Origin of the sequence: Aminobacter niigataensis (assembly GCF_014200015.1) — a bacterium.
GTDB lineage: Bacteria > Pseudomonadota > Alphaproteobacteria > Rhizobiales > Rhizobiaceae > Aminobacter > Aminobacter niigataensis.
Genome location: NZ_JACHOT010000002.1, coordinates 65,164 through 87,193, shown reverse-complemented (window position 1 = coordinate 87,193; position 22,030 = coordinate 65,164). Strand labels below are relative to the sequence as shown.

Below are 22,030 nucleotides of genomic sequence, written 5' to 3'. Positions count from 1 at the left end.
CGATGCTATGCTGGGGGCAGCTGAAACGAGGAGGAAGCCATGATCACTTTTTACCATGCGCCATGGTCGCGCGCGTCCAACATCCTGTGGCTGCTCGAGGAACTCGGCGCGCCTTACCAGATCGAGAAGATCGATATCCGTGCGCCTGACGGGGCGCCGGAAGAATACCGGTCGATCCAGCCCAACAAGAAGGTCCCGGCGATTGTCCATGACGGCACGGTCGTCACCGAGCGGGCTGCGATCTGTACCTATCTCTGCGATGCCTTCCCCGAAGCGGGCCTGGCGCCCGCCATCGGCGACAAGATGCGCGCACCCTATTTGACCTGGCTTGTCTATGCCGATGGGGTGTTCGACCCCGTCCTGGCGGCCAAGGCGCATGGCCACGAGTTCATGGGCAGCGGCTATTCCTACGGTTCGTTCAGCGAAATGATCACCAATCTGGAACGCACGCTGTCGTCGCGGCCCTACATCGCCGGCGACCGCTTCACCGCGGCCGACACCCAGATCGGCGGCGGCATCAACTTTGGCACCCAGGTGCTGAAGGTCCTGCCCGAGAAGCCGGTGTTCAAGGAATATCTCGACAGGCTGACCGCCCGGCCGGCCTTCCAGCGCGCCAGCCAGAAGGATTTCGCCATGGCGCGCGAAGCGGGGATGGTTCCAGGCTGAAGATCCCAATCTGATGCAGCCGGCCGGCTGGAGGCCGGCTACTTCAACTCGAGCAGCCGTTCGAGATAGCTGCGCTCCAGCTCGGGGCTGAGCGCGTTGCCGAGCCGCTTGCGGATGGCGTCGAGGATCTGGCGCGCGCGCTGGACGTCGATCTCGTCAGGCACCTTCACCGAATCGCCGAAATCGGGGCCGGTGGTGGCGCGCGGACGGCCCAGCGGGTCGCGGTCGGCGTTTTGCTGGCGGCCGCCTTCCTCGCTGCCGCCCTGGTCGCCCTGCATGGCCTGCATCTGCTGCATCATGTCCTGCGCGCCCTTGCGCAGGGCTTCCAGCGCGCGACCCTGGTGGCCGACGGCGCGGTCGCCTTCGCCCTTGCCGAGCGCACCCTCGGCCTGGTTCATCGATTCGCCGGCATCGCCGAAACCTTCTCCCGGCTTGATGCCCATGCCTTCGAGGCCCTTCATCAGCGCTTCGAGGTCTTTTTCAAGCTGGCCCTGGCCCTGCTGCAACTGCTTGAGCGCGTCGGCAAATTCCTGCGGCGTCATCGGCCGGCCCTGCTGGCCTTCGCCTTGCTGGCCCTGTTGCTGCTGCTCGCCGGGCTCGCCGTTCTCGCCGAAAGGGTTGTCCTGCTGCTGCTGGCCGCGCTGCATCTGGTCCATGCGGAACGTCTCGTTCATCATCTCCTGCTGGCGCCGCATGATCTCGCCGAGCTTGTCCATCTGCTGGCGCATTTCGGAGTTCTGCTGGCCCTGCTGGCCTTGCTGGCGCCTGCCGGCCTGCAGGTTGTTCATCATGTCCTGCAACTGCGACAGCAACTCGCGGGCCTGGTCCCGATTGCCCGACTTGGCCAGGTTCTCGATCTGGTCGAGCATGCGCTGCAGGTCGCTCTGGCGCAGCTCCTGGCCGGGCGCCTGGTTCTGGGTGGTCTGGTTCTGCTGGTTGCGTTCGGCAAACTCGCGCAGGAAATCGTTCATGGCTTCGCGGAGCTCGGCCATGAGCTTGTCGATCTCCTCGTCGCTGGCGCCGCGTTCGAGCGCATCCTGAAGTGCTTGCTGCGCCTGGCGCAGACGCTTCTCCGCCGCCGACAGGTCGCCTTCCTCGATGCCGAGCGCGACCTGCCAGAGATAGGTCACGACCTCGCGCAACTGGTCGTCGGAGCCGGCCATCTTCAGCCGCGCACGCGCGCTCATCAAAGCGAGATAGTGCGAGAGGTTGTCGATCGTGTCCTCTGGTCTCAGCGTGATGGCGTCCATCAGCTCGAGCACGCGCGGCTTGGCGTTGGCGTCGAGCGCCAGCAGCCGGCGCTGCTCGATCACCGCCCGGGCCAGCGGGTTGGTGAAGGGCTTTTCGGGCAGGATGATCGTCTTGGTTTCGCTTTTCGCTTCCTGGCCGGCGTCGTCGACGGCGTGCAGTGTGAGCCTGACGGAGGCGCCGGCCCAGACATGCTCAGTCAGGTCGCGCGTTGCCTTCACAGGCTTCTTCGCGGCGCCGCGGCGCGGCAGTGAAAGCGGCATTTCGGGTGCGCCGTAGAGCGGGCGCGCATCCGGCGCCTGGTCCTCGGCAAGGGCGAAATCGGCCTTGGCCGAAGCGGCGCCGTAGTCGTCTTCGATGTTGTAGGTCAGTTCCAGCGTACCGTTGACGGCGCGCTTGGGCTCGCCGACGAAGCTGATCTTCGGCACATTGTCCGCGACGACGGTGAAGGCCCAGCTGTCCAGATCGTCGTTGCCGGATTTCAGCGTAAGCCGGCCCTCGGTGGTCAGCTTGTCGGCAAACTGCCGCACGGCGGCAACCGGGCCTGTCATTGCCGGCTTGGCCGGATCGGCGTTGGCTCCGCTCGGTGCAATATCACGGACCTCGCCTTTGGCATTGGTGTAGGCAAGCGTTTCCTCGCCGCTGCCGCCGGTCACCCGCAACGACAGTTCGCTGCCTTCCGGCACGCTGATGACGGGAACGTCCTTGCTGGCGTCGGCGGTCAGGAAGATCGGTGCCTTGCCGGTGTAGGTCGGCGGCGTCACCCAGGCGTCGATGCGCGGCGGAACGGCGTCGCGCGCCGCATGCGCCCGGAAGGCGTCGCCCAGCCGGCCGCCCATCGGGCCGAACGAGAAGGCGAAGGCACAGACCAGCAGCAGTGCCGCCGCCGCCCGCAGCGCCCAGGGGTCGCGCTCCGGCACGTTGGTGCGCGGCATGTCGCCGCCAAGGGTGCCCAGCCGCTCGGCCATGCGCTTTTGGTGCTCGCGCCACAGGGCGTCGGCAAACCCGTCCGCCTTGCCCGATGGCCGGTCGGTCTGGACCTGCACCGGCGTGTGCAGCAGCTGGTTGGCGCGTTCGAGGCGGCTGTCGATCTCGGCCCAGGAAGGCAGGCGGAAAAAACGCAGGGGATAGAGCGACGCGAGCCCGGCGATGGCGAAGGCCACGATCAGCGCCAGTCGCGCCATGTCGGGCAACAGGCGGAACAGGCCGAGCCATGACAGGCTGAGGAACAAGCTGGCTGTGACGAGCAGCGGCAGCACCAGCGGCCAGCCACGCTCGACGATCATGGCCGCGCCTATGGCCAGGCGTGTCCTGCCCAGTCTGGCGGCGATGTCTCGATGCAGAGCTGATCTGGTCGGTTCCGTCATCGGCCCTTCCGCTTGGGCGGCGCGGGATGCGGCCACCTGCCTATGGCAGAATACCATCAATCACGGCGAAGGCGAGGCGACCAACGCAATCGTGAAATAGCCACCCAGGTTTATCTTCGCTGATTGTTGATCGAGTTAGTGCGGTTGCTCGATCATGCGTCCTTCGACAAGCTCAGGATGTGGACCGTTGGTGCTGGTGGCGCTCACGTTGAAGGAGTTCGATTTGAACGGTTCGACGATACATCGCTGGCGCTGACCGTCCTCATCCTGAGCTTGTCGAAGGACGCACGGCCGAGCAACCGCACCAGATACGACGCTCCTACGCCAGCCAGTCCGGTACAGAATCGAGGCCGATCAGTTCGTCATAGGTCTGGCGCTTGCGGATGACGTGGAAGCGGTCGCCGTCGACCAGAATTTCCGGCACCAAGGGACGGGTGTTGTAGGTGCCCGCCTGCACCGCGCCATAGGCGCCGGCAGTGCTGACCGCGATCAGGTCGCCTGAGTTGAGCCTTGGCAGGTCGCGGTCGAGGCCGAGGAAATCGCCGGTCTCGCAGACCGGCCCGACGATGTCGACCGTCATGCGCGGCGCATCGGCCTTGGCCTGCACCACCGGGCGGATGTCGTGATAGGCGTCGTAGAGCGTCGGCCGGATCAGGTCGTTCATCGCCGCGTCGACGATGAGGAAGTTCTTGGCGTCGCCTTCCTTCACGAAGATCACTTCGGACACCAGGATGCCGGCATTGCCGACGATCAGGCGGCCCGGTTCGAACATCACCTTGAGGCCGAGCTTGCCGACATGCTTGTGCACGATCTGGGCATAGGCGTCGGGCAGCGGCGGCGGCGAGTTGTCGGTCTTGTAAGGAATGCCCAGCCCGCCGCCGAGATCGACATGGTCGATGGCATGGCCGTCGGCGCGCAGCGTCGCGACCAGCTCGACCAGCAGCGCAAAGGCGTCGTCGAAGGGCTGCAGCTCGGTGATCTGGCTGCCGATATGCATGTCGATGCCGGTCACCTTGAGACCGGGCAGGGCGGCCGCGCGGGCATACACCTCACGTGCGTGCTGCCTTGGAATGCCGAACTTGTTTTCGGCGAGACCTGTCGAGATCTTCTTGTGCGTCTTGGCGTCGACATCGGGGTTGATGCGCAGCGACACCGGTGCGGCCTTGCCATTGGCCACTGCGCGTGCCGACAGAAGCTCGAGTTCCGGTTCGGATTCGACATTGAAGCACAGGATGCCGGCCTGCAGCGCGAAATCCATCTCGCGGGCCGTCTTGCCGACGCCGGAGAACAGGATCTTGTTCGCCGGAATGCCCGCGGCCAGCGCACGCCGCATCTCGCCTTCCGACACCACGTCGGCGCCGGCGCCGAGCCGGGCAAGCGTCTTCAACACTGCTTGGTTGGAATTCGCCTTCATGGCGTAGCAGACCAGCGCGTCGAGGTCGGCAAAGGCCTTGGAGAAGACGTTGAAGTGTCGCGTCAGCGTCGCCGTGGAATAGCAATAGAACGGCGTGCCGACGATCCGCGCGATGTCGGTCAGCGCTACGTCTTCAGCGTGGAGGACGCCGTCACGATAGTCGAAATGGTTCACGGCAACTGCTTTCGAAAGGTGGAGCGCGGCTCAGAGCAGCGGGTCGAGGATGAAAGGCTTGTCCTCGACCGGTTTCTGCGGCGTGGCGGTCGCGGGCTGGCCGGCCTTTGCAGCATCTTTTTGCGCCTGCACTGCTGCATCGTAAGGGGTGTCGAGGTCGCCCTTGCGGCCGCAGGCCGAAACCATGCCGACCGCCGCGATCAGCCCAAGCGTCACCAAAATCCTGCCAGCGGTCATGACCCATCCATCCGAGAAAAATTCCTCGCCGCTTGTAGCGGAGATTTTTGGGCTTTGCACCCCGGCAATCACGCGCCGCGTTGTCTTCAGCTATTCGTCCAGTCGATTAATGTAGAAACCGAATTCCGACGCCGGATCAAAGTGAAAGCTTCCGGCGCCTTTGGGACTGGCCGACCTATGCCGCTCTTTTTCGCTGTCTGCTATTGCGATCAGAAGTTCGCCCAACAGACGCAGTGCTTGCTGGGGCCACTGAATGAGAATGAGTGGGGCGGCCGCCTCTTCCTCACTTTCGTTCGGAAGGAGCGACAGACTCAGTTTGGCCTTGCCTTGATTGGCATGCCTTACAAAGATGTCGTCGGTTTCCATCTCAGACCTCAGGCCTTGGTAAGACGTTTCTTCCAGTAGCGGATCTGTTTCTTCACCTCTGCGGGTGCCGTGCCGCCGAAGGAAGTGCGGCTCTTCACCGAGTTCTGCACCGACAGCACCGAGAAGATGTCGTCGGTGATGCCGTCGTGGATCGACTTGAGGTCGTCAAGCGTGAGCTTTTCCAGCCCGACCTTCTTGCTTTCGGCCAGTGCCACGGCCCGGCCGGTGACGTGGTGGGCCTCGCGGAAGGGCAGGCCGATCTCGCGCACCAACCAGTCGGCAAGGTCGGTCGCGGTCGAATAGCCCGAGCCGGCGGCGCGCTTCATTGCCTGGTCGTTGATGGTCATGTCGCCGACCATGCCGGTCATGGCGGCGAGCATCAGGTCGAGCGTCTCGGCGGCGTCGAACACCGCTTCCTTGTCTTCCTGCATGTCCTTGGAATAGGTCAGCGGCAGGCCCTTCATCACAGTCAGAAGACCGATCAGATGACCGTTGACGCGGCCGGTCTTGGCACGCACCAGTTCGGCGGCGTCAGGGTTCTTCTTCTGCGGCATGATTGACGAGCCGGTGGAGAAGGAATCCGACAGGCGCACGAAGCCAAATTGCGGCGTCGACCAGATGACGATCTCCTCGGCGAGCCGCGACATATGCGTGGCGCAGATCGCGGCGATCGACAGAAACTCGAGCGCGTAGTCGCGGTCCGAGACGCTGTCGAGCGAGTTGCGGGTCGGCTCGCGGAAGCCGAGCGCTGCGGCGGTCTTGAAACGGTCGATCGGGAAACCGGTGCCAGCGAGAGCGGCGGCACCCAGCGGGCTCTCGTCCATGCGCTGAACCGCGTCGCGGACGCGGCTGAGGTCACGCGCGAACATCTCGACATAGGCCATGCAGTGATGGCCGAAGGTCACCGGCTGCGCCGTCTGGAGATGGGTGAAGCCGGGCATGACCGTTCCTGCGTGCTGCTCGGCGCGTTCGAGGAAGGCCGCGATCAGCCCCTTCAGCGCCTCGGCGATGCGGTGGAATTCATCCTTGACCCAGAGGCGGAAGTCGACCGCCACCTGGTCGTTGCGCGAGCGGGCGGTGTGCAGGCGGCCGGCGGCCGGACCGATCAGCTCAGCTAGGCGCGACTCGATGTTCATGTGGATGTCTTCGAGCCGGGTCGAGAAGGTGAACTTGCCGTCTTCGATTTCTCGCAGGATCGTGTTCAGCCCGTGAGCGATTTTCTGTTGATCTGCGACAGAAATAATGCCCGTTTCCGCCAGCATCTCGGAGTGGGCGACGGAACCTCGGATGTCCTGGGCGTAGAGCTTCTTGTCGAAGCCGATGGAGGCGTTGATCGCCTCCATGATCGCGGCCGGGCCCGAGGCAAAACGTCCGCCCCACATCTGGTTGCTGGCCTTCTTGTCGCTCATCGTGATACCGGGCTCCGGAGAAAATTGATTAGATGTCGGACCGCAGAAAAATGATCCCCGCGCCACGCCATATCGTCCTAGCCGCCGTTGCAGGCGTGATCGCCGGCGCGGTCGCGGTATATGTCAGCAGCACCCTTCCTGGCAACAACGCCTCTGCGCCTCAGCTCGCCACTGATACGAGCGCGGACGCAAGCGCCGAGGACAAGGTTTGTGCCGCCAAGGCGGACATCGCCAAGGCGGTCGGGGCCGCAGCCACCGGCCAGGTGGCGGCAATGATGCCGGCCGATCCGCCGCAGTCGCTGAAGAAGCTCGCCTTCAACGACCCCGAGGGCAAGCCGATGACGGTGGCCGATCATGGGGGCCGCACGTTGCTGATCAATCTCTGGGCGACATGGTGCGCGCCCTGCCGCGCCGAAATGCCGGCGCTCGATGCGCTGGAGCGCGAGATGGGCAGCGAGAATTTCGAGGTCGTGGCGGTCAACGTCGACACCGGCGACGACACCAAGCCAAAGAAGTTCCTCGACGAGATCGGCATCACCTCGCTCGGCTACTACAGAGACAACACGCTTGCCGTCTTCAATGACCTCAAGAAGCGCGGCCTGGCGCTGGGCCTGCCGGTGACGCTGCTGGTCGACGGCGAAGGCTGCCTGCTCGCCAACATGAACGGCCCGGCGGAATGGGCCAGCCCCGACGCCAAGAAGCTCATCGAGGCGGCGCTGGCCAAATAAGCCCGGCGTTTCCACACCGCAGTCGTTTTGCCGACTGCAATTCCAGATTGCAAAGCGAAGGCGAAGCCTTTCGCGCCATTCGTGCGCGAAAGGCTTTTTCGTTGTCTGACGGCGTTGGCCGTGCCTTTCGTTAGCCGGCGTTGCCGGTAATTCAGATGCGCCTAATTGTCGGCAATTCGGTTTCGTTTTCGAACGATCCGAATATTCATTGCCAGGTTGCAACGCAAGTGAAAATGAAGTGCGCCAAATGCGCCCTTCATACGATCAATACAAAACTGTTGTAGCGCTGTCATAATCCGACAATACTGCTCCCCGCGGAACTAAACATTTCGCCAACCAGAACGGGAGCGAGACAATGAAGACCCTAGGCTTCGCGGCCGGTGTTGCCGCCACCATGACGCTGTTGTCCAGCACCTCCGCCTTCGCCGTCACCGAGATTTCATGGTGGCACGCCATGACCGGCGCGAACAACGAGGTCGTCGACCAGCTTTCCAAGGAATTCAACGAGAGCCAGAGCGAATACAAGGTCGTTCCGGTCTTCAAGGGCACCTATCCCGAGACGCTTAATGCCGGCATCGCCGCGTTCCGCGCCAAGCAGCCGCCGACGATCATGCAGGTCTTCGATGCAGGCACGGGCACGATGATGGGTGCCGAAGGCGCCATCAAGCCGGTCGCCGAAATCCTGTCGATGGGCGGCCAGGCCTTCGACAAGAGCCAGTACCTGCCGGGCATCGTCGCCTATTATTCCAAGCCCGACGGCACCATGTTGTCGTTCCCGTACAACTCGTCCTCGCCGATCCTCTACTACAACAAGGACATCTTCCAGAAAGCCGGCCTCGACGTCGACAATCCGCCCAAGACCTGGGGCGAGGTCTGGGACGCCGCCAAAAAGATCAAGTCGAGCGGTGCTGCACCTTGCGGCTTTACCTCGACCTGGCTGACCTGGATCCACACCGAGAATTTCGCCGCCTGGAACAACCTGTCCTACGGCACCAATGAAAACGGCATCGGCGGCACCGACGTCGAGCTCAAGATCAACGCTCCGGCCTTCGTCAAGCACTTCCAGGAGCTTGCCGATCTCGCCAAGGACGGCACGTTCAAATATGGCGGCCGCACCTCCGAGGCCAAGCAGATCTTCCTCGCAGGCGAATGCGGCATCTTCACCGAGTCCTCCGGTGGTCTTGGCGACATCGTCAAGTCGGGCATGAACTACGGCACCGGCCAGTTGCCCTACGAAGCCGATGCTGCGGGCGCGCCGCAGAACACCATCCCCGGCGGCGCATCGCTGTGGATCTTCGCCGGCCTGCCGGAAGAGCAATACAAGGGCGTCGGCGCCTTCTTCAACTTCCTGTCGCAGACGCCGATCCAGGCGCGGCTGCACCAGGTCTCGGGCTACCTGCCGGTCACGCTCGCGGCCTACGAGGAAACCAAGAAGTCGGGCTTCTACGACAAGAACCCGGCCCGCGAGATTCCGATCAAGCAGATGATGGGCAAGGCGCCGACCGAAAACTCGAAGGGCGTCCGCCTCGTCAACCTGCCGCAGGTCCGCGACATCCAGAACGAAGAGTACGAGAAGATGCTCGCCGGTCAGCAGACCGCCCAGCAGGCACTCGACAACATCGTTGCGCGCGGCAACAAGGCGATCCAGGAAGCGATCGGAAACTAAGCCGGACGCCAGGCCCAGAATTGCCCCTCACCATTACCCTCTCCCCGTGAAAAACGGGGAGAGGGGGCATCCACGTTCCCGCTTGTTCCTTCTCCCGTCTTTCACGGGGAGAAGGTGCCGGCAGGCGGATGAGGGGCGGCATTGACGTTCGACGTTCGTCACGAGGCTCTCATTGTCCCCACGCGTCGTCTTTCCCAACAAGATCCTGCCCTACCTGCTGGTCGCCCCGCAGCTGGCGATCACGCTGGTCTTTTTCTACTGGCCGGCCAGCCAGGCGCTGCGCCAGTCGATGCTCCGGGAAGACCCGTTCGGCCTGTCGTCGAAGTTCGTCTGGTTCGCGAATTTCAAGAAGGTCCTGTCGGACCCCAACTATCTCAATTCGATCCAGGTCACGGCGGTATTTTCAATTGCCACCGCAGCCGTCGCGATGGGCACGGCTTTGCTGCTCGCCGTCATGGCCGAAAAGGTCATCCGCGGCCGCGGCGTCTACCGCACGCTGATGATCTGGCCCTATGCGGTCGCGCCGGCGATTGCCGGCATGCTGTGGCTGTTCCTGTTCAACCCGTCGATCGGCTCACTCGCCTATGGCCTGCGCTGGCTCGGCATCAACTGGGACCCTCTGCTCGACGGCGAGCAGGCGATGGTGCTGGTCGTTGCCGCCGCCTCGTGGAAGCAGATCAGCTACAATTTCCTGTTCTTCGTCGCCGGCCTGCAGGCGATCCCGAAGACCTTGATCGAGGCGGCAGCCATTGATGGCGCCAAACCATTCAAGCGCTTCTGGACGATCGTCTTTCCGCTGCTTGCGCCGACCACCTTCTTTCTGCTGGTCGTCAACACCGTCTACGCCTTCTTCGACACCTTCGGCATCATCCACGCCGTCACCGGCGGCGGGCCGGGCAAGGCCACCGAGACGCTGGTCTACAAGGTCTACAACGACGGCTTCGTCAATCTGATCCTCGGTGACTCGGCGGCGCAGTCGGTGATCCTGATGGTCATCGTGATTGCGCTCACCGCCGTCCAGTTCCGCTATGTCGAGAAGAAGGTGCACTATGGGTGAGATGTTTTTGCCTTCTCCCCTTGTGGGAGAAGGTGGCCGATCGCAGCGAGGTCGGATGAGGGGTGTTGGACAGGGCGCAGGCCTTCGTCCCACCAAACTCGCGACCGAGTGCTTGCTGGAACACCCCTCATCCGTCGCCTTCGGCGACACCTTCTCCCGCAGGGGGAGAAGGGAGGGCGGTGTCTACCCATGATCGACAATTCCCCCATCCGCACGTTCATCGCCCACCTGGTGCTGGTGCTCGGCATCCTGATCGTGGCGTTTCCGATCTACTACACCTTCGTCGCCTCGACGCATTCGCTGCAGACCATCCTGCGTCCGCCGCTGCCGCTCCTGCCCGGCGATCGTTTCGTCGAGAACTATTCCGAGGCGCTGTTCGGCGGGGTGGGGCGCATCGGCGGGGTCAGCGTGGCGACACTGCTGTTCAACACCACGGTCGTCGCGCTCGGCATCGCCATCGGCAAGATCATCATTTCGCTGCTGTCGGCCTATGCCATCGTGTTCTTCCGCTTCCCGCTCAGGATGACGTTCTTCTGGCTGATCTTCATCACGCTGATGCTGCCGGTCGAGGTGCGCATACTGCCGACCTACAAGGTGATGGTCGATTTCGGCCTGATCGACACCTATACCGGGTTGATCGTGCCGCTGATCGCGTCGGCGACGGCGACGCTTTTGTTCCGCCAGTTCTTCCTCACCATCCCGGGCGAGCTGGTCGAGGCCGCGCGCGTCGATGGCGCCGGGCCATGGCGCTTCTTCTGGGATATCCTCCTGCCACTGTCGCGCACCAACATCGCGGCGCTGTTCGTCATCCTCTTCATCTATGGCTGGACGCAATATCTCTGGCCGCTGCTCGTCACCAACCGCAACGACATGAACACCATCGTCATTGCGCTCAGGAAGATGATCTCGTTCGCCGATGCCGACACCGAATGGCATCTGGTCATGGTCACTTCCATGCTGGCCATCGTGCCGCCCATCCTGGTCGTGGTGCTGATGCAGCGCTGGTTCGTCCGCGGCCTCGTCGATACGGAGAAATAATGGCAACCGTCGATCTCAAGGACGTCAAGAAGGTCTACCCGGGCGGGGTCGAGGCGGTGAAGGGCGTTTCCATCGCCATTCCCGACAAGGAGCTGTGCGTGCTCGTCGGGCCGTCCGGCTGCGGCAAGTCGACCTTGCTCAGGATGATCGCCGGCCTGGAGACGATCTCGGCCGGAACCTGCTCGATCGACGGCAAGGTGGTCAACGCCATCGGCCCGACCGAGCGCGACATCGCCATGGTGTTCCAGAACTATGCGCTTTACCCGCATATGAAGGTCTACGACAACATGGCCTACGGCCTGCGCAACCGCGGCATGCCGAAGGACGAGATCGACAAGCGCGTCCGCACCACTGCCGAGACGCTGGAGCTCGCCCATCTGCTCGAGCGGCGCCCGCGCGAACTGTCGGGCGGCCAGCGTCAGCGCGTCGCCATGGGCCGCGCCATCGTGCGCAGCCCCAAGGTCTTCCTCTTCGACGAGCCGCTGTCCAACCTCGACGCCAAGCTGCGTGGCCAGATGCGCGTCGAGATCAAGAGCCTGCAGCGCAAACTCGGCGTCACCTCGGTCTACGTCACCCACGACCAGCTTGAGGCCATGACGCTGGCCGACGTGCTGGTGGTGATGAATGCCGGCCTCGTCGAACAGCTCGGCGCGCCGCTCGACATCTACGAAAAGCCCGCCTCGACATTCGTCGCCTCCTTCATCGGCGCGCCGCCGATGAACCTCCTGCCGCTGCGCAGCGGCCAGCTTGAGGGCGCGGTGTCGCTGCCGGCGATTCCCGCCAATGCTGCGACGATCGGCTTCAGGCCGGAGGATTGCGAAGTCGGTGCGGATGGCGCCGCGTCGGAAGGCGGGCTTCGGCTCATGGCCCGCGTCCTGGGCGTCGAGCCGGTCGGTGCGGAGAGTTTTCTCTACTGCGAGGCCGCCGGCGGGCGGATCGTCGTTCGGGTGCCCGGCCGCACTGCCGTGGCCGTCGGCGACCAGTTGCCGGTGCTCGCCCGGCGCGAGAAGGTGCATTTCTTCGGCAGCGACGGCAAACGGGTCTGATGCTTGGCGATTGCGCGGGCCAGCAGCGCGGTCGTGCCGTCTTGCGTCCTTCGACAGGCTCAGGATGAGGGAGTTTGCGCTGACGTTCGCCTGAGATCCTTATTCTGAGCCTGTCGAAGGACGCACAACCCAACAACCGCAACCGCAACCGATCGCCACATCGCTTGCATTTGAGCGCCGGCGATAACCTGTTGTTCATGCCGCTCGACCGAAGATCGGTGTAGGATCAAGGAGGTGGCGGCATTGCGGGCATCGTTGAAGAAGCTGTCGTGGAGCGCGTGGCTGCAACTGGCCGGCTGGACGGTGTTCGGAACGCTTGGCTGCGTCGCGTTTTCGCTCGCTGTTACCTTCGTGCTTTTCCAAAATGCCGGCGCCGAGGTCTTCGACCTGGTGCTGATCGAGGCGACCGTGGTTCCGATCCTGCTGGCGGCGCCGCTGTTCTTCTACCTGACGCTGAAATTGCGCGAACTGGCGATCGTCAACCACAAGCTCGTCGTCGCTGCATCGACCGATGCCCTGACCGCCTGCCTCAACCGGGGTGCATTCTCCAGCCGTGTCAACGACGTGCTGGCGCGCGAGATCGCACGTCGCAACCAGCGCACCATGGGCGCGCTGCTGGTCATCGATGCCGACCACTTCAAGACGATCAACGACAGTTTCGGCCATGCCGAGGGCGATGTGGCGCTGCGCGTCATCGTCGCCGCGATCCAGCCTTGCCTGCGCTCGGACGACATGCTCGGCCGCCTCGGTGGCGAGGAGTTCGCGGTCTTTCTGCCGGGAGCGTCGCCGGTCAATGCCGCCGACATCGCTGAGCGCATCCGCCGTTCGGTGGCGGAGGCTCCGTTCCAGCCTGCCGGCCGGCTCCATCGGCTGACGGTCAGCGTCGGCGGGGCGGTGTTCAACAGCCCGGTCGGCTTCGAGGAGCTTTTCCGCGTCGCCGACCTGCATCTCTACGAAGCCAAGGGCGCGGGGCGCAATCGCGTCGAGCTTGCGCCGATGCCGCCGGACTTGACGCCCGGCTGGCTTGCGCCCAGCCTCTTGAACTGAAGGCGATCAGCGCGTCGGAACGGGGTGCTCGCCGCGGTAATCGTAGAAACCGCGCCCGGTCTTGCGGCCGAGCCAGCCGGCTTCGACATATTTCACCAGCAGCGGGCAGGGGCGGTATTTCGAGTCCGACAGGCCGTCATGCAGCACCTGCATGATCGACAGGCAGGTGTCGAGGCCGATGAAGTCGGCCAGCTGCAGCGGGCCCATCGGATGGTTGGCGCCAAGCTTCATGGCGGTGTCGATGGCTTCGACGGTGCCGACGCCCTCATAGAGCGTGTAGATCGCCTCGTTGATCATCGGCAGAAGGATGCGGTTGACGATGAAGGCCGGAAAATCTTCCGACACCGTTACCGTCTTGTCGAGGTGGCGGACATAGTCCTTGGCGGCCTCGAAGGTCTTGTCTTCGGTGGCGATGCCGCGCACCAGCTCGACCAGCTTCATCACCGGAACCGGGTTCATGAAGTGGATGCCGATGAAGCGCTCCGGACGGTCGGTCTGGGCGGCCAGGCGGGTGATCGAGATAGAGGAGGTGTTGGTGGCGAGGATCGCCTCGGGGTTCAGCTGCGGACAGAGCTGCGCATAGATCTTGCGCTTGATCGTCTCGTCCTCGGTCGCCGCCTCGATGACAAGGTCGGCGCTGGCGAGGTCGGCCATGGCAGGCGCCGAGCCGATGCGGGCCATGGCGTCTTTGCGGGCCTGGTCCTCGAGCTTGCCCGACGCGACCTGGCGCGCCAGGTTGCCGTTGATGGTGGCGATGCCCTTTTCGATGCGTTCCGGAGAAATGTCGTAGAGCAGCACGCTGTAGCCGGCCAGCGCGGAGACATGTGCGATACCGCCGCCCATCTGGCCAGCGCCGACAATGCCGATCGTCTCGATCTTACCCGTCATCACACCTATCCCGTCGCAGGCTTTTTAGTTTTGTGCAATGCAAACTAAATGGCCGGGGTAGCATCGTCTACCCCGGCCATCACATTTTAGTACGTCACTCGTTGGGGCGTCAAAGCGCCTTTTCGAGTTCCGGCAGGATGACGAACAGATCCCCGACGATGCCGTAGTCGGCAACCTGGAAGATCGGGGCCTCCTCGTCCTTGTTGATGGCGACGATGACCTTGGAATCCTTCATGCCGGCGAGGTGCTGGATCGCACCCGAGATGCCGCAGGCGATGTAGAGGTCGGGCGCCACTACCTTGCCGGTCTGGCCGACCTGCCAGTCGTTGGGGGCGTAGCCGGCGTCGACGGCAGCACGCGAGGCGCCGACGGCGGCACCGAGCTTGTCGGCGACCGGCAGGATGACCTCCTGGAACTTCTCTGAACTGCCGAGCGCACGGCCGCCCGAGATGATGATCCTGGCCGAGGTCAGCTCCGGACGGTCGCTTTCCGACAGCTTGTTCTCGACAAACGAGGACAGGCCGGGATTGGCTGCAGCCGAAACCGTCTCGACCGAAGCCGAGCCGCCTTCGCCAGTTGCCTGGAACGAGGCGGTGCGCACGGTGATCACCTTCTTGGCGTCGGTCGCCTGCACCGTCTGGATGGCGTTGCCGGCATAGATCGGGCGCTTGAAGGTGTCGGCCGAGATCACCTCGATGATCTCCGACACCTGGGCGACGTCGAGCAGGGCCGCGACGCGCGGGGCGACGTTCTTGCCGGTCGAGGTCGCGGCAGCGACGATGGTGTCGTAGTTGGGCGCGAGCGAGACGACCAGGGCCGCCATCGGCTCGGCCAGGCGCTCGGCCAGTTCGTCGGCTTCGGCCAGCAGAACCTTGCGCACGCCCTTGAGCTTGGCGGCGGCGTCGGCCGCGGCCTTGGCGCCCTTGCCGGCAACCAGCACGTCGATGTCGGAACCGATCTTCTGTGCTGCCGACAGCGCCTTGGCGGTCTGGTCGGAGAGCGAAGCGTTATCGTGTTCGGCGATGAGGAGAATTGCCATGTTTTTGATCCCTTTCGCTTCGCTTACAGCACGCCGGCTTCGTTACGCAGCTTGTCGACCAGCTCGGCCACCGTCTTGACCTTGACGCCTGCCTTGCGTCCGCCCGGCTCCTCGGTCTTCAGAACCTTGAGGCGCGGCGTGACGTCGGCGCCGAAGTCGGCGGCCGACTTCTCGTCGAGCGGCTTCTTCTTGGCCTTCATGATGTTGGGCAGCGAGGCATAGCGCGGCTGGTTCAAACGCAGGTCGACCGTCACGATCGCCGGCATCTTGAGCTCGACGGTCTGCAGGCCGCCGTCGACTTCGCGCGTCACGCTGGCCTTGTCGCCGCCAAGCTCGATCTTCGAGGCGAAGGTGCCCTGGGCCCAGCCCAGAAGGGCAGCCAGCATCTGGCCGGTCTGATTGCTGTCGTCGTCGATCGCCTGCTTGCCGAGCAGCACCAGGCCCGGCTTCTCTGCGTCGACCACGCCCTTCAGCACCTTGGCGACGCCGAGCGGCTCGACCGCCTCGTCGACCTTGACCAGGATGGCGCGGTCGGCGCCCATGGCGAGTGCCGTGCGCAGCGTTTCCTGGGCCTGGGCAGGCCCGATCGAGACCACCACGATCTCCTCGACCTTGCCGGCTTCCTTGAGCCGGATCGCCTCTTCGACCGCGATTTCGTCGAACGGGTTCATCGCCATCTTGACGTTGGCAAGCTCGACACCCGAGCCGTCGCTCTTCACGCGCACCTTAACGTTCGCATCGACAACCCGCTTCACCGGGACGAGAACTTTCATGGGCTGGTACCTCTCTGAACAGCGATGTTAGGCGCGCTATAGCAGCGCTCGGGCCGACGCAATTGTCGATTGCCGACATATTGGGCGGAAAAACAGACTTGATCTCGCGCTTTTGGTGGCGGGAGGGCTGCCGCAAGCGGGCGGAACGTAGTTGTGGCTGACGTTAGCGTCAATATCTGCTTCAAGCTCAAATCGTTTGAAACAAGCTGCGTTTTTCCCGCTATTGCCGGCCCCAGCGCGGTGCCGGTTGCGCCGTCGGCGGTTCCGGCGTCGCGGGCTCGGGCATGGCGGGCGCTTCGGTCTTTTCGGGGCTTGGCACGGCCGCTTCCGCATCTGCAAACAACGGCACGTCGCGCCGGCGCAGCACCAGCACCAGGACGGCGCCGGCAACGATGCCGCCGACATGGGCCGCCCAGCTCACTTCGTCGTCGCCGCCGATGGCGATCATCAGGAACTGGAAGAGCACCCATAGGACGAGCGGAATCCAGGCCGGGATGCGCAGCGGGATACGGGCGAAGGCCAGCACCCACACCTTCACGCGGGGATAGAGGATCAGATAGGCGACGACGATGCCGGCGATGGCGCCCGACGCGCCGATCAGCGGCGTCTGGGAGTCGGGCAGGATCAGGCCGTGCAGGAAAGCGCCGGCAACGGCGCAGAGCAGGTAGAAGACCAGGAAGCGGAAGTGCCCGAGCGCATCCTCGACATTGTCGCCGAACACCCACAGGAACAGCATGTTCCCGCCGAGATGCAGGATGTCGCCATGCAGGAAGGAATAGGTGACGTAGCTCAGGTCTTCCGGGATGATGATCAGGTCCGGCGACAGTTCGGCAAGGTCATGCACCACCGAGGGGATGTAGCCCAGGCCGAAGACCGCGGCGGTTGCGAACTCCTCGCTGCCGAGCGACGTCACGAAATAGGCGATGACGTTGATGGCGATCAGGCCCAACGTCACATATTGCATCCGGATGTGGCGCAGGCGGTTCGAATCGTAGAGCGGAATGAACATGCGGCTCGCTTCCGCCTCCCGGCGACTTTATCTGCTGATCAGCGGTTCTTGCCGGGAACCCATAGCACATCGGCTTTTCCGTTGTCATTGACCACGCGCGCGGCGACGAACAGCAGGTCGGAGACGCGGTTGATGTAGCGGATGCCTTCGCGGTTGACGCGCTCGGCCGGGTCCTGGGCCAGCGCCACCATCACGCGCTCGGCGCGCCGGGCGACCGTACGGGCGAGATGGAGCGCCGCAGCCGCCGGCGAGCCGCCATTCAGCACGAACGACCTGAGCGGGGCGAGGTCGGCGTTGAGCCGATCGATGTCGGCTTCGATGCGCGCGGTCTGGCTGGCGACGATGCGCAGCGGCTCGTAGCCAAGGTCCTTGCCGGTGTCGGGCGTCGACAGGTCGGCGCCGAGGTCGAACATGTCGTTCTGGATGCGACCGAGCATGGCGTCGATGTCGGAATGCTCGGTTGCCGTATGAACCCGCGCCATGCCGATGCAGGCATTGGCCTCGTCGACCGCGCCGTAGGCCTCGACACGCAGGTCCGATTTCAGGCGGCGCTCGCCGCTGCCGAGCCCTGTCGTGCCGTCGTCGCCGGTGCGGGTGTAGATCTTGTTGAGCTTGACCATTTCCGCTCAGCCGCGCGTGAAATAGAGGGTCAGCAGGATGAACACCAGCGCCACCGCCTGCAAGAGCACGCGTGCCTGCATCAGCTTGTTGGAGGTGTTGCCCGAGCCGCCGCGCAGCATGTTGATGAGGCCGCGGATCAGGACGACCACCACGGCAAACATGAGGACGACGGCAATGATGTTGAATACGGTAGCCATTTGAGTTCCAGTTCGATTGGCCGCCGGTCAGGCTTGGCGGGCCAGAATGCGATAGAGCAGCGAGGCGGGCAGGAGGCGTTTCAGCACGACGCCGATTCTCGCCGGGGTCGTGACAACATAATGCGGACGCGGGCGCGGCGACAGCAGGGCGTGTCGCAATACCGCATGAACCGCTTCCGGCCCCAGTTTCATCCGCGATTTGGAGCCGCCGCTGGACAGCCTTGCGAGCTGGGCACGATAGGCTTCATGGTGGGCCGAGCGTTCGTGATCGATGTAACGCAGGAACCAGGTCAGCCCGTTGGTGGCGATCTTCGATTTCACCGGGCCCGGCTCGATCATCGAGACATGGATGCCTGTCCCGCTGAGTTCCTGTCGCATGCACAGCATCAGGCCCTCTAGCGCGTGCTTGGAGGCGGTATAGGCACCGCGGAAGGGCACTGGCGTCAGCCCGAGGATCGAAGAGCAGTTGACGATGCGGCCATGTCCTTGGGCGCGCATGATGGGCACGATGCGGCGGGTCAGGTCGTGCCAGCCGAAGAAGTTGGCCTCGAACTGGTCACGGAGTGCCGCCATCGGCAGGTCTTCGACCGCGCCGGGCTGGGCATGCGCACCGTTGTTGAACAGCGCGTCGAGCCTGCCGCCGGTGCGTTCGAGCACGGTTTCCACCAGCGCTTCGATCGATTGCGGTTCGGCGTAGTCGAGATAGAGTGCTTCGATGCCATCTGCCTCCAGGGCTGCGATGTCTTCCGGCTTGCGCGCCGTGGCGAACACCCGCCAGCCCTCCGCCTGCAGCGCACGGGCGCAATGCGCGCCGATGCCCGACGACGCGCCGGTCACGATTATCGTGCGTAACTCCTTGATCGGGTTCACTTCGCTGCCGCCAACACTTGCCAACCGGGGCAAACCCTTCCCATATTCGCGCCCTGGAAACAATCGGATGGAGCGGTAAACTGGAGCTGATGCGCAAGATCGTCGCCACAAGGCGCGTGCTCTTTGACGCAGCCGGCCACTTCCATGACGACGACGGCTGGGCGATGGCCAGTCATCTCGCCATCTCGACGCTGATGGCGCTGTTTCCGTTCCTCATCTTCGCCACCACGCTTGCCAGCTTCCTCGGCGCCGACGCCTTTGCCGAAACCGCAGTGCACCTGGTGTTCGACACCTGGCCCGAGCAGATCGCGGCACCCATCGCCCGCGAGGTGGTCAACGTGCTCACCGTGCCGCGCACAGACCTTCTGACTTATGGCGTGCTGCTCGCCGCCTACTTCGCCTCCAACGGCGTCGAGGCGCTGCGCACCTCGCTCAACCGCGCCTACCGCGTCGCCGAAACCCGCACCTTCTGGTTCCGGCGCACCCAGAGCCTGATTTTCGTGCTCATCGCCACGATCGGCTTCGTTGCCATCTCGGTGCTGCTGGTGTTCGCGCCGATCATCGCGCGCATCCTCGAGGCCAAGTTCGAATGGATCCAGCCCTACATGGGCACCATCACCGTCTGGCGCTTCATCATCGCCTCGGCGGTCATCGTGTTCGGGCTGTTTGCCGTGCATATCTGGCTTCCGGCCGGCCGCCGGCGCTTTATGAGCATTCTACCCGGCATCGTCTTCACGCTGCTCGCCTGGCTCGTCGGATCGACGATCTTCGCCGCCTATCTCGACACCTTTTCGTCCTATGTCACCACCTATGCCGGCCTCGCTTCGATCATGATCGCGGTCGTGTTCCTCTACATCGTCTCGGCGATCTTCATCCTCGGCGGCGAGCTCAATGCCGCGATCAGCCGCTATCTCGAGGCCCGCGCCCGCGTGCCCGGCTGAGCCGTGGCAAGGCCGACGCCCAGCGTGGCGATCGCCATGCCGACAAGCTGGATTGCCGACAGTTGCTCGCCGAACAGGGCCCAGGCGATGACGGCCGTCACCGCCGGCACGAGGTAGAACAGCGAGGCGACCTTCGACATGGCGCCGTCGCGGATCATCACCATCAGCAGGAAGATCGCGCCAATCGACAGCACGAACACCAGCCAGGTCATGGCGAAGATCAGTTCGCCGTTGATGGTCATCTGCCGCGTCTCGAACACCAGCGAGGCGATGGTCATCAGGATCGCCGCGCCGACATACTGCCAGAAGGTGCCGGTGACGAGGTCGCCGGTCGCGCCGACGCGCTTTTGCCAGATGGTGCCGGCGCTGATGCCGGCCATGGCGATGACCGATGCGGTCAGCGTCTGCCAGGTCACGCCTCCGCCGAGCGTGCCGAGCTTCGGCGACAGCACGATCACCACGCCGACGAAGCCTGTGGCGAGCCCGACCCAATGGCGCGGGCGGATCTCTTCGCCAAGCAGCTTGCCGGCCAGCACCGCCGTCACCAGTGGCTGGAGCCCGGCGATCAGCGCCGACAACCCGGCCGGCAGGCCCTGGTGGATCGCCCAGAACACGCCGCCGAGATAGACGCCGTGCAGCAGCATGCCGATCAGCACGGCATGCAGTGCCGCGCGTCGTGAAAGCCGCCCGGAGCCCAGCACGAGCATCACGCCGCCGAGGATGAGGAAGGCGAGCACGAAACGGATGGCGAGGAAGGTGAACGGTTCCGCCCACGGCATGGCATAGCGCGCACCGATGAAGCCGGTCGCCCACAACAGCACGAAGGTGGCCGGGATCAGCCGCTTTGGAGAGGATGTCATGGGTCCACCGCGCGTCGCCGGACGCCGCGCCCGGTAGGAGTTCATGCGATCGCTCTAATGCCGAATATTCGCGCAAGCAAAATGAAACGATTGATCCATAGATTCACCGAACCTGATCTGACGATCCGATCTGGGTGAGCGCACCCGGGAGGCGGCCCGGTAGAAACTACACAGTCGGCCTCTGAAAGGACCGAGGATGTTGTGGAATCTCGACCCGGGCTGGTTGATGATGGCAATCGCCTTCGTCGCCGTCATGGCGTTCTTTTTTGGCGCTGCACTCGACGCCATCATGAAGGACGACGGCTTTGGCCCGACCGGCAACATGCTGTTGTTCACGGTCGGCTTCTTTGGCGCCGTCCTGGTCGCCAACAGCTATGGCATTACACTGCGCGACCTGAACCTCGCCGTCGCCTGGGGGCTTGGCGGCGCGTTCGTCTTCATCAGCGTGCTGGCGCTGGTCAAGGCGGGATTTGCCAGGTTCTAGGTCTGTAGCATCCGCATCACCGATTGCGGCGACTCACCGGCCTCGCGCAATGCCGCGAGGCCGGTGTCGCGTTGGCTTTTCGACAGCTTGCGGCCATCCGGCCCGAGCACCAGCCTGTGGTGGAAATAGGTCGGCTGCGGCAGCCTGAGCATCTCCTGCAGCAGCCTCTGCACCGAGGTTGCGAAATAGAGGTCGCGACCGCGCACGACGTGGCTCACTCCCTGCAGCGCGTCGTCGACAACCACCGACAGATGATAGCTGGTCGGAATCTCGCGGCGAGCGATGACGACGTCGCCCCATTGCAGCGGGTCCGCTGCCACGTCGGTGGTCGTGCCCATCGTTTCGTCGGTCCATTCAAGCCAGTTCAGCCGGCCATCGAGCCGCGCTAGCGCTTCTGCCGTGTCGAGCCGCCAGGCAAAGGGTGCACCTGCATCTATGCGTCGCTTGCGCTCGCGCGTCGAAATGGTCCTGTCGGTGCCGGGATAGTGCGGCGCGCCGTCGGGATCGCGCGGCCAGGTCTTCCCCGTGGCCTCGAACGTCATGATCGCGGCGCGGATATCGCCCCGGCTCATGAATGCCGGATAGACCAGCCCCTCGCGCTTGAGGCGTTCGAGCGCGGCTTCATACGCGCCGAAATGCTCCGACTGCCTGCGAACCGGCTCCTCCCAGGTCAGCTCGAGCCAGGATAGGTCGCGGAAAATGCCGGCCTCGAATTCCGGCGTGCAGCGGGTGACGTCGATGTCCTCGATGCGCAGCAGCAGCCGGCCGCCGACGGCCTTTGCCATGCGCTGGTTGGTCAGCGCCGAAAGCGCATGGCCGAGATGCAACTCACCATTCGGACTGGGGGCGAAGCGGAAGACAGGAGCAGTCATGAGCGTTGCGGTT

At 64.1% G+C, this 22,030-nt stretch carries 23 protein-coding genes; 9 read left to right on the top strand and 14 right to left on the bottom strand.

The annotated features are described in order from the left end of the window. Positions 1 to 39: 39 nt before the first annotated feature. On the top strand, positions 40 to 666 hold the full coding sequence (locus GGQ99_RS10170; RefSeq protein WP_183262464.1) for a glutathione S-transferase family protein: 627 nt from the start codon (positions 40 to 42) through the stop codon (positions 664 to 666). A 38-nt stretch (positions 667 to 704) separates the two neighbouring features. On the opposite strand, the gene GGQ99_RS10165 is transcribed toward GGQ99_RS10170, so the two are convergent. From GGQ99_RS10165 to argH, 5 genes are all read right to left on the bottom strand, one after another. Further along, the gene (locus tag GGQ99_RS10165) at positions 705 to 3,281 is read right to left on the bottom strand and encodes a TIGR02302 family protein (protein ID WP_183262463.1); all 2,577 of its coding nucleotides are present in this window, start codon (positions 3,279 to 3,281) and stop codon (positions 705 to 707) included. Positions 3,282 to 3,600: 319 nt separating this feature from the next. Continuing rightward, the gene (gene lysA, locus GGQ99_RS10160) at positions 3,601 to 4,869 is read right to left on the bottom strand and encodes a diaminopimelate decarboxylase (protein ID WP_183262462.1); all 1,269 of its coding nucleotides are present in this window, start codon (positions 4,867 to 4,869) and stop codon (positions 3,601 to 3,603) included. Positions 4,870 to 4,899: 30 nt separating this feature from the next. Next, positions 4,900 to 5,106: an LPS translocon maturation chaperone LptM gene (gene lptM, locus GGQ99_RS10155; protein ID WP_183262461.1), complete on the bottom strand. Its 207-nt coding sequence runs from the start codon at positions 5,104 to 5,106 to the stop codon at positions 4,900 to 4,902. A gap of 90 nt (positions 5,107 to 5,196) precedes the next feature. Further along, positions 5,197 to 5,472: a hypothetical protein gene (locus tag GGQ99_RS10150; RefSeq protein WP_183262460.1), complete on the bottom strand. Its 276-nt coding sequence runs from the start codon at positions 5,470 to 5,472 to the stop codon at positions 5,197 to 5,199. Positions 5,473 to 5,480: 8 nt separating this feature from the next. Then, the gene (gene argH, locus GGQ99_RS10145) at positions 5,481 to 6,881 is read right to left on the bottom strand and encodes an argininosuccinate lyase (protein ID WP_183262459.1); all 1,401 of its coding nucleotides are present in this window, start codon (positions 6,879 to 6,881) and stop codon (positions 5,481 to 5,483) included. A 32-nt stretch (positions 6,882 to 6,913) separates the two neighbouring features. Here argH and tlpA point away from each other — a divergent pair, with 32 nt between their 5' ends. From tlpA to GGQ99_RS10115, 6 genes are all read left to right on the top strand, one after another. Continuing rightward, the gene (tlpA, locus tag GGQ99_RS10140) at positions 6,914 to 7,609 is read left to right on the top strand and encodes a thiol:disulfide interchange protein TlpA (protein WP_183262458.1); all 696 of its coding nucleotides are present in this window, start codon (positions 6,914 to 6,916) and stop codon (positions 7,607 to 7,609) included. A 355-nt stretch (positions 7,610 to 7,964) separates the two neighbouring features. Next, entirely contained in the window at positions 7,965 to 9,275 is a 1,311-nt protein-coding gene (gene ugpB / locus GGQ99_RS10135) for a sn-glycerol-3-phosphate ABC transporter substrate-binding protein UgpB (RefSeq protein WP_183262457.1), read from the top strand. 172 nt (positions 9,276 to 9,447) lie between these two features. Then, a complete protein-coding gene (gene ugpA / locus GGQ99_RS10130) occupies positions 9,448 to 10,332 on the top strand; it encodes a sn-glycerol-3-phosphate ABC transporter permease UgpA (RefSeq protein ID WP_183262456.1) in 885 nt (294 codons plus the stop codon). Positions 10,333 to 10,521: 189 nt separating this feature from the next. Beyond that, complete coding sequence (gene ugpE / locus GGQ99_RS10125) at positions 10,522 to 11,370, top strand: sn-glycerol-3-phosphate ABC transporter permease UgpE (protein ID WP_183262455.1); 849 nt, start codon at positions 10,522 to 10,524, stop codon at positions 11,368 to 11,370. Next, the gene (gene ugpC / locus GGQ99_RS10120; RefSeq protein WP_183262454.1) at positions 11,370 to 12,416 is read left to right on the top strand and encodes a sn-glycerol-3-phosphate ABC transporter ATP-binding protein UgpC; all 1,047 of its coding nucleotides are present in this window, start codon (positions 11,370 to 11,372) and stop codon (positions 12,414 to 12,416) included. The genes ugpE and ugpC overlap by 1 nt, the downstream gene beginning before the upstream one ends. A gap of 243 nt (positions 12,417 to 12,659) precedes the next feature. Next, positions 12,660 to 13,463, top strand: coding sequence for a GGDEF domain-containing protein (locus GGQ99_RS10115; protein ID WP_159091605.1), 804 nt, complete (start codon positions 12,660 to 12,662; stop codon positions 13,461 to 13,463). 6 nt (positions 13,464 to 13,469) lie between these two features. Here the strand turns inward: GGQ99_RS10115 and GGQ99_RS10110 are convergent, their stop codons facing one another. The 7 genes from GGQ99_RS10110 to GGQ99_RS10080 form a co-directional block, all read right to left on the bottom strand. Then, entirely contained in the window at positions 13,470 to 14,351 is an 882-nt protein-coding gene (locus tag GGQ99_RS10110) for a 3-hydroxybutyryl-CoA dehydrogenase (RefSeq protein ID WP_108606845.1), read from the bottom strand. A gap of 109 nt (positions 14,352 to 14,460) precedes the next feature. Beyond that, positions 14,461 to 15,390: an electron transfer flavoprotein subunit alpha/FixB family protein gene (locus tag GGQ99_RS10105; RefSeq protein WP_183262453.1), complete on the bottom strand. Its 930-nt coding sequence runs from the start codon at positions 15,388 to 15,390 to the stop codon at positions 14,461 to 14,463. 23 nt (positions 15,391 to 15,413) lie between these two features. Continuing rightward, on the bottom strand, positions 15,414 to 16,163 hold the full coding sequence (locus tag GGQ99_RS10100; RefSeq protein ID WP_108606847.1) for an electron transfer flavoprotein subunit beta/FixA family protein: 750 nt from the start codon (positions 16,161 to 16,163) through the stop codon (positions 15,414 to 15,416). Between the two features lie 220 nt (positions 16,164 to 16,383). After that, a complete protein-coding gene (locus tag GGQ99_RS10095; protein WP_183262452.1) occupies positions 16,384 to 17,172 on the bottom strand; it encodes a rhomboid family intramembrane serine protease in 789 nt (262 codons plus the stop codon). A 38-nt stretch (positions 17,173 to 17,210) separates the two neighbouring features. Continuing rightward, positions 17,211 to 17,792, bottom strand: coding sequence for a cob(I)yrinic acid a,c-diamide adenosyltransferase (locus tag GGQ99_RS10090; protein WP_183262451.1), 582 nt, complete (start codon positions 17,790 to 17,792; stop codon positions 17,211 to 17,213). 6 nt (positions 17,793 to 17,798) lie between these two features. Beyond that, a complete protein-coding gene (locus tag GGQ99_RS10085; protein ID WP_108606850.1) occupies positions 17,799 to 17,990 on the bottom strand; it encodes a twin transmembrane helix small protein in 192 nt (63 codons plus the stop codon). Between the two features lie 27 nt (positions 17,991 to 18,017). Next, positions 18,018 to 18,860, bottom strand: coding sequence for an SDR family oxidoreductase (locus tag GGQ99_RS10080; RefSeq protein WP_425486794.1), 843 nt, complete (start codon positions 18,858 to 18,860; stop codon positions 18,018 to 18,020). Positions 18,861 to 18,949: 89 nt separating this feature from the next. Between GGQ99_RS10080 and GGQ99_RS10075 the strand changes: the two genes are divergently transcribed. Then, positions 18,950 to 19,801, top strand: a complete 852-nt coding sequence (locus GGQ99_RS10075) for a YihY/virulence factor BrkB family protein (RefSeq protein ID WP_183262450.1) — start codon at positions 18,950 to 18,952, stop codon at positions 19,799 to 19,801. On the opposite strand, the gene GGQ99_RS10070 is transcribed toward GGQ99_RS10075, so the two are convergent. After that, positions 19,768 to 20,661 (bottom strand): DMT family transporter, encoded by an 894-nt coding sequence (locus GGQ99_RS10070; RefSeq protein ID WP_183262449.1) that lies wholly within the window; start codon positions 20,659 to 20,661, stop codon positions 19,768 to 19,770. The genes GGQ99_RS10075 and GGQ99_RS10070 overlap by 34 nt on opposite strands. Positions 20,662 to 20,857: 196 nt before the next feature. Between GGQ99_RS10070 and GGQ99_RS10065 the strand changes: the two genes are divergently transcribed. Continuing rightward, positions 20,858 to 21,145: a hypothetical protein gene (locus GGQ99_RS10065; protein ID WP_055973121.1), complete on the top strand. Its 288-nt coding sequence runs from the start codon at positions 20,858 to 20,860 to the stop codon at positions 21,143 to 21,145. Here GGQ99_RS10065 and gluQRS read toward each other — a convergent pair. Further along, on the bottom strand, positions 21,142 to 22,017 hold the full coding sequence (gluQRS, locus tag GGQ99_RS10060) for a tRNA glutamyl-Q(34) synthetase GluQRS (protein ID WP_108606852.1): 876 nt from the start codon (positions 22,015 to 22,017) through the stop codon (positions 21,142 to 21,144). The genes GGQ99_RS10065 and gluQRS overlap by 4 nt on opposite strands. Positions 22,018 to 22,030: the final 13 nt, after the last annotated feature.

Excerpts from the sequence above, each read along its gene's own strand:
- GGQ99_RS10170 (WP_183262464.1), top strand. The coding sequence starts at position 40 with ATGATCACTTTTTACCATGCGCCATGGTCGCGCGCGTCCAACATCCTG.
- GGQ99_RS10165 (WP_183262463.1), bottom strand. The coding sequence starts at position 3,281 with ATGACGGAACCGACCAGATCAGCTCTGCATCGAGACATCGCCGCCAGA.
- lptM (WP_183262461.1), bottom strand. The coding sequence starts at position 5,106 with ATGACCGCTGGCAGGATTTTGGTGACGCTTGGGCTGATCGCGGCGGTC.
- GGQ99_RS10150 (WP_183262460.1), bottom strand. The coding sequence starts at position 5,472 with ATGGAAACCGACGACATCTTTGTAAGGCATGCCAATCAAGGCAAGGCC.
- argH (WP_183262459.1), bottom strand. The coding sequence starts at position 6,881 with ATGAGCGACAAGAAGGCCAGCAACCAGATGTGGGGCGGACGTTTTGCC.
- tlpA (WP_183262458.1), top strand. The coding sequence starts at position 6,914 with ATGTCGGACCGCAGAAAAATGATCCCCGCGCCACGCCATATCGTCCTA.
- ugpB (WP_183262457.1), top strand. The coding sequence starts at position 7,965 with ATGAAGACCCTAGGCTTCGCGGCCGGTGTTGCCGCCACCATGACGCTG.
- ugpE (WP_183262455.1), top strand. The coding sequence starts at position 10,522 with ATGATCGACAATTCCCCCATCCGCACGTTCATCGCCCACCTGGTGCTG.
- ugpC (WP_183262454.1), top strand. The coding sequence starts at position 11,370 with ATGGCAACCGTCGATCTCAAGGACGTCAAGAAGGTCTACCCGGGCGGG.
- GGQ99_RS10110 (WP_108606845.1), bottom strand. The coding sequence starts at position 14,351 with ATGACGGGTAAGATCGAGACGATCGGCATTGTCGGCGCTGGCCAGATG.
- GGQ99_RS10105 (WP_183262453.1), bottom strand. The coding sequence starts at position 15,390 with ATGGCAATTCTCCTCATCGCCGAACACGATAACGCTTCGCTCTCCGAC.
- GGQ99_RS10100 (WP_108606847.1), bottom strand. The coding sequence starts at position 16,163 with ATGAAAGTTCTCGTCCCGGTGAAGCGGGTTGTCGATGCGAACGTTAAG.
- GGQ99_RS10095 (WP_183262452.1), bottom strand. The coding sequence starts at position 17,172 with ATGTTCATTCCGCTCTACGATTCGAACCGCCTGCGCCACATCCGGATG.
- GGQ99_RS10090 (WP_183262451.1), bottom strand. The coding sequence starts at position 17,792 with ATGGTCAAGCTCAACAAGATCTACACCCGCACCGGCGACGACGGCACG.
- GGQ99_RS10085 (WP_108606850.1), bottom strand. The coding sequence starts at position 17,990 with ATGGCTACCGTATTCAACATCATTGCCGTCGTCCTCATGTTTGCCGTG.
- GGQ99_RS10075 (WP_183262450.1), top strand. The coding sequence starts at position 18,950 with ATGCGCAAGATCGTCGCCACAAGGCGCGTGCTCTTTGACGCAGCCGGC.
- GGQ99_RS10070 (WP_183262449.1), bottom strand. The coding sequence starts at position 20,661 with ATGACATCCTCTCCAAAGCGGCTGATCCCGGCCACCTTCGTGCTGTTG.
- GGQ99_RS10065 (WP_055973121.1), top strand. The coding sequence starts at position 20,858 with ATGTTGTGGAATCTCGACCCGGGCTGGTTGATGATGGCAATCGCCTTC.
- gluQRS (WP_108606852.1), bottom strand. The coding sequence starts at position 22,017 with ATGACTGCTCCTGTCTTCCGCTTCGCCCCCAGTCCGAATGGTGAGTTG.